At 32.0% G+C, this 5,554-nt stretch carries 7 protein-coding genes; all 7 read right to left on the minus strand.

All coding sequences use genetic code 11. The features are described from left to right. Window positions 1–85: 85 nt before the first annotated feature. The gene (locus tag HHU12_RS32995) at window positions 86–526 is read right to left on the minus strand and encodes a hypothetical protein (protein ID WP_169660989.1); all 441 of its coding nucleotides are present in this window, start codon (window positions 524–526) and stop codon (window positions 86–88) included. A 49-nt stretch (window positions 527–575) separates the two neighbouring features. Beyond that, complete coding sequence (locus HHU12_RS33000) at window positions 576–887, minus strand: hypothetical protein (protein ID WP_169660990.1); 312 nt, start codon at window positions 885–887, stop codon at window positions 576–578. Between the two features lie 17 nt (window positions 888–904). Then, complete coding sequence (locus HHU12_RS33005; protein ID WP_169660991.1) at window positions 905–3,487, minus strand: phosphoribosyltransferase; 2,583 nt, start codon at window positions 3,485–3,487, stop codon at window positions 905–907. 249 nt (window positions 3,488–3,736) lie between these two features. Further along, the gene (tnpC, locus tag HHU12_RS33010) at window positions 3,737–4,705 is read right to left on the minus strand and encodes an IS66 family transposase (RefSeq protein WP_317170564.1); all 969 of its coding nucleotides are present in this window, start codon (window positions 4,703–4,705) and stop codon (window positions 3,737–3,739) included. Beyond that, on the minus strand, window positions 4,687–4,857 hold the full coding sequence (locus HHU12_RS36010; protein ID WP_169660993.1) for a hypothetical protein: 171 nt from the start codon (window positions 4,855–4,857) through the stop codon (window positions 4,687–4,689). Before HHU12_RS36010 ends, tnpC begins: the two co-directional genes overlap by 19 nt. A 51-nt stretch (window positions 4,858–4,908) precedes the next feature. Continuing rightward, window positions 4,909–5,124 (minus strand): IS66 family transposase, encoded by a 216-nt coding sequence (locus tag HHU12_RS35875; RefSeq protein ID WP_169660994.1) that lies wholly within the window; start codon window positions 5,122–5,124, stop codon window positions 4,909–4,911. A 7-nt stretch (window positions 5,125–5,131) separates the two neighbouring features. Further along, on the minus strand, window positions 5,132–5,281 hold the full coding sequence (locus HHU12_RS35170; RefSeq protein ID WP_205960062.1) for a hypothetical protein: 150 nt from the start codon (window positions 5,279–5,281) through the stop codon (window positions 5,132–5,134). Between the last annotated feature and the right edge of the window lie 273 nt (window positions 5,282–5,554).

Genomic DNA, 5,554 nt, shown 5'->3' on the forward strand with positions numbered 1-5,554 from the left:
CTATGACCATTTTTCACTATATCGTTGCCTTCACAGTGAGGACAACGTATTTCTTTGTAATGTCTCATATACATATAACAAAGAATCAACCTAAATCATCCATTACCCTGTAGTCATTATGATTCATAAACCAGAAGGTAAACATCGTCTGTAAAAAAGACATGAAATATGCTACAATTTTCCAATACACTAATCCTTTTCTTTTCTCATGAAAGAAGATTGTTTTATTCCAATTTATTTTCTTTAAAATATTGAATAACAATACTTTTAAATCTTTATTAAAGAATAATGCAGTTAGGAAAATCACTACCATATAAGATGGTAATGTTGCACTCATAAAACTAAGTCTATGCTCGTAACCTGAGATTGGCCCATCTCCAAATTGGTAGCCCATATCACTACTGAAAGAAAAGCCAAGGTAAAAGCTTACTAATAGAAATACGATCAGAATAATAAACACTTTAATTGCTATTAAGAATAACTTAAAAAGTATTCTCCATATATTTTTTGCTTGTATAGTCTTCATTTGTTAGAATTAGTCAACCTAAATGATTTAGATGTTATTACTAATTAATTTATTCTCCATCGTAGTGTATTGGAGTGTGGTCATCGCTGTTATCAGTAGATTTATTGTTACGAGGATTCGACATATATTGATGATAATCTAATTCTGCTTTATGCATTTCCTCTGCTGTAAATTCATCATACTCTTCAGCTGACATACCCCAGTATTCTTGACAATAGGCTTCTTTACTCATCACTTTATACTGATCAAATGTATCACACATGGTACATTGATAAACTTGAACGTTACCATACTCATCTTCTATTTCTCTCCAGAAGTCAGTATTATTACAGTCTGTACATACTCTTATTTTATCACACATATTGATTACAAAAATTATTAAAGATCAAAACTAATATCTTGCATATTTTTATGACGCCATTCAATATAGTTAGGTGCTACATCTAGAACTTCATTTACAGTTTTACCTTTGTATTTGCCAAAGGTAAAAATATCACCCCTTGTCATTCTTTTATGTCCATAAGGATTTATTTTTCTTCTTGTAGTCTCTGTACTACTAAAAGATGATTTAGTGGATGATCTTATTTCTTCGATTATACTCTCCCTCTCATCCTCTGTTGCTTTCGGTCTAGAAGTTTTTCCAATAAAGATTCCTGTGACGCTATTTGCTCCTAATTCTTCTATCTTTTCAGCTGTTTGTATAAATGAAGTGCCTTTTGTAATTACATCGTCAAAGAGGATTACATTTTTACCCTTAAAATAATGTGACTGAAAACGTAAGTTGGAAATAGTATCGTTAGACCTCGTTTCAGAGGTGTGATTTGCTTCTCGATCATGTTCTATTGTGATTGCATTGAATCCATTCTGCATTCCTGTTCTTCTTGATATTTCTGGAACAAATGAGGTGTATCGGTCTGAATGTTTCTCTTTTGTTGAGGCAGGAATGACCATAAAAATCATCGATTCTCTTACCTCTTTTGAGTATACATTGTTAAGTGATTTGCTTATTTTTTCAGCAATTTCTATATGATCATAACCATCTTTAAAGTTCCAAATGAGATTCCTAGTTTCCCATTCTTCTTCTGAAGCTTCATACTCAGAGTTTGTTGGGTAGTAAGGGTATAACGCAGCATATTTATAACCATATTTTCTATCTGTAATCTCGAAATAAGAGGAAAGCCATTGATCTCTTTGAGTGAGGGATTCTTGTTTTAAACGTAAAGCTTTTTGTACTCTTAATGCTTCTTGTCGTTCACGTTCAATCTTTGCTAATCGGTCTCTTTCAATTTTAGCTATCCTTTCTCTTTCTCGTCTTTCTTCTTCTTTCTTTTGAAGTTCAATGAGACGTAATCTATTTTTCTCTGCTTCAATTTTCCGCTTTTCCTTTTCTTCTTGTACTTGAATCTTGAAGGTTTCAATATCTGTAATGAATCTTTCCTTTAATCTTTCATACCCCTTTTGATACCTTTCTTTACTAGAACTCTCTATCTCTAATTTCTTTTCTTCTGGTATTGAAGCATATTTTTCCCTTACTAACTGTGTATTATCATCTCTAATTTGGTTACTAAGTTTTAAGAATACACTTTCAAATTCATCAAGTAAGTTCTTTTGATTAGCAATATCAAAAAACTGCTCTACAACAGATAGATTACTATATTCGTTAATATCAGATCCTAAATATTTAAATGCTCTCGATGAGTTGCAAGAGCTCTTAATTTTTTCATCACTATTACCCCATAATCTAGATTCTAAAGTATTATCTTTTGGTCGTGAAAAATTATTATTGATGTGATGGTAGTTCTTTTTTCGCCATAGTTGTATTAATTCTTTTTCTTCTCCTTTTAATAAGTCTAAGATCAACTGGGACAACTTAGTGTATTCAAGCTTTTTCCTTGTATTGAACTTGAATTCTTTTTCATAAATATTATTTGAAGAGTCATCATCATTAAACTTAAATGAACTAATAATTTTATTACTCTCTTTAAGAATTAATTTTTCTTGCCAATCTGTACCAAAAAGTTGCTTGTAGCTATTCTGTATTATGTTATACTCCTGTTGTTCTAATTCAAGATGCTTCTTATAGGCTTTAACTACTTTAGATTGGAAGGAATAAAAAATATTTTCAGCACCATGACCCCATAAGTGTAAAAAAGTTCTATTACTAAATTCAAGGTCTCTAAAATCATCATTTACTATTGATGTAACTCTCTTTGCTAAGATACTTTTTTGATATTCTTTATTTTGTTGCTCTCTTTCTTTTCTTGTAGCTTCCAACCTTCTTTCTCTCTCCCAATTTTCTCTTTCACTTTTTGTTTTCAGCCAACTTTCTAACTCCCAATCTGCTTTAATTATGCCTTCTTGAATCTTTAGTTTTTTATCTCTTATTTCTTGAGACCTTTTCTCCTTTTCATCTATTTCCTCTTGAAGATCAGTTTTTAAATTATAAACCTTTTCTAAATTTGTTTTCTTACCAAATACAGACTGATAGATACGAAGATTTCCCCATATCATTTCATAAAAGAAGTTTTTATCCTTATTTGAAATCAACTTTAATTGAGTCAATTCTTGAGGATTGAATGTACTCCTTACCTCTTCTTTGATAATATCTTTTGTATCATACTCAAGTAGTGGAATTTTTCTTAGTTCTGCTTCAAATAATTTATTCAAATGCTCAATAAATTCCTTTTTTTGATTTCCATTACTTTCAAAAGACTTATCATAATGGTAGCTACTTAAATAAATTGCATACAACCTCGATGTCATTGATACTTTTTCTTCTAAAAGCATTTTAATTGACTTCGTTTTAGGCTTAGGTTTACTTAATTTTGGAGTATCTGGAGTTGGCCTTAAGTTATTATTGTTGTCTTTTGGCTTATTATTTACCTGCTTTTGATTATTGGATAAATTACTTTTTATAAACCAGATACAGATGATTAACAATATTATAGATAAAAGAATCATTTTATGGTAATTAGATCAATATAAAACTTCAATTTTGATGTTATCAATACTTGACATATTATTGCTTAGTAAGCATATAGATTATATACAATTAGATCATTTGTCTTTTTCATTCTCAAAATTTTTATTGTTAGATTATACCGTAATGTAACAATGTTTCTTTTTTTAATCAAGGTGGACTTATTTAATAATGGTTAAGAACTTACTATTACCGTAAGCAGTCGGCCAACCAGCACTTGTCTACACCCTTTATTTAACAGGCAGTAATTCCTCTAGTTTATTGATTGGATAATCATCAATATTCTCAAGTGTATTTTTCAGCCATTGATAAGGTTCAATGTCTTGCATTTTTGCGGTAGCAAAGAAGGAATAGAACATTGCTATTTGTGTAGCACCTTGTTCATTACCTGCAAACATGTAGTTTTTACGGCCAATTGCAAGCGGACGTATTTTGTTTTCTATTGAGTTGTTGTCAATGAGTAATTCACCATTTTTGACGTATTCTCGCAACCCTTTTTCATGATTTAAAAAGTAAGTAATAGCCTTACCTATATCTGTTTTAGGTAAAATAGGTTGTTTTCTAGCCCATTCGAAGAGCATATCGATGATAGGGACAGCGTATTTCTGTCTTTGAGATTGAATTTCGTCTATTGCTGTATCTGCAGTAAACGTTTTCTCTAATTCATAAAGTTTGGCAATCAAATCAACGACCTTAGATGCATCTTTATAGCCACCTTTAAAAGCCGTAAAAAAGTATCGACGTGCATGTGCCCAACAATTTAAGGGAGTAATTGTTGTTATATTTTCAAAATAATCGTATCCTTTATAACCATCCGTTTGAGCGTATCCCTTGAAATTTCCAAGATGTTCTTTCAGGTATTTCTGACTTCTTCCATTTGCGTAATGAATCGAGAGAATTTTCTCTTTTGGATCCAGGTAATACCACATATATCCCTTGTGAGCTTCTCCTTTTTTGCCCGTTCCCATTACTTTAATGGTTGATTCATCGATTTGAAGATAGTTACTTTGCCTTACTTTTTGTGATAATAACTCAAATAGAGGCGTTAATTTTTCTGCTACCTTCTTTTGTAAATCGATCAGCGTTGCATTTTTCAGGTACACATCCTGTCTTTCAAACTGCTTGATAAAGCGGTGGATTGGAATATGGTCTACAAATTTGCTGATGATCATCTGAGCGGCTAATCTTGCAGATGCAATAGACTTGGTAAAGGTAAATTAGATGGAAGTGTCGATTGACTAAATACGCTATCACCATTTTCCTGTTCTCTGACGTAGCGAGGTCTAATGATTCTTCGAACATACAAACGTGCCGGTTCACACTCAAGTACTTCCGTGATATCTTCACCCACTTTTCGCCAACCTTTTAAATCATGATCAGGTTCGATGACTTCTTCTACACGCTACAGATTTTCGGGTAGAGCTGTGCGAACTGGCTTTTTCTCTTCTTCAAAAATAGACAACTGATTTTTTGGAATATCAGTGTACTTACGCTTCTCGGATTTCGCTCCGAAAAGCATACTTTGAAACATAGCCACCTGTGCTTTTAGATGGGCATTTTCTTCATTTAAAGAAGTATTTGTGTGTTCTAATGACGCTATTTTTTCATCCTTGCTCACCTCTTATTTATAGCAAAAATGATACTAAAAACGCACTTTTTGGCTTCATTTTTTCTAAAGAAATACCTTCTATTAACATCATTATTTGAGCTGAAGTCAAATGAATATTTTGTTGTTTGCCAAAACCTGAAGGAAGCTCGAAACGGCCTTTTTCCAATGATTGAGGAAAGCTCTAATGCAATAAAAGAATATGAATACTTTATGAGTAAAAATCCTTGTCATAAAAGTTCATTCTAGAAGAATTTTATCAAACCCTCCCCCTTCTAAAACTATTAAAGAAGTACCTCGCAAATAGCGTAAAGATCATAAAGCCACCACCTATAAATCGAAGGGAGTTATTGCCTACTTCTGCACTCATGTAGAGGTCCCTCCATGATTCTTACGACGATGTACCAGATCAATAATTTGACTAAAAAAGTCTCTAAAACCT

Source organism: Flammeovirga aprica JL-4, from assembly GCF_012844305.1.
Taxonomy (GTDB): Bacteria; Bacteroidota; Bacteroidia; order Cytophagales; family Flammeovirgaceae; genus Flammeovirga; species Flammeovirga aprica.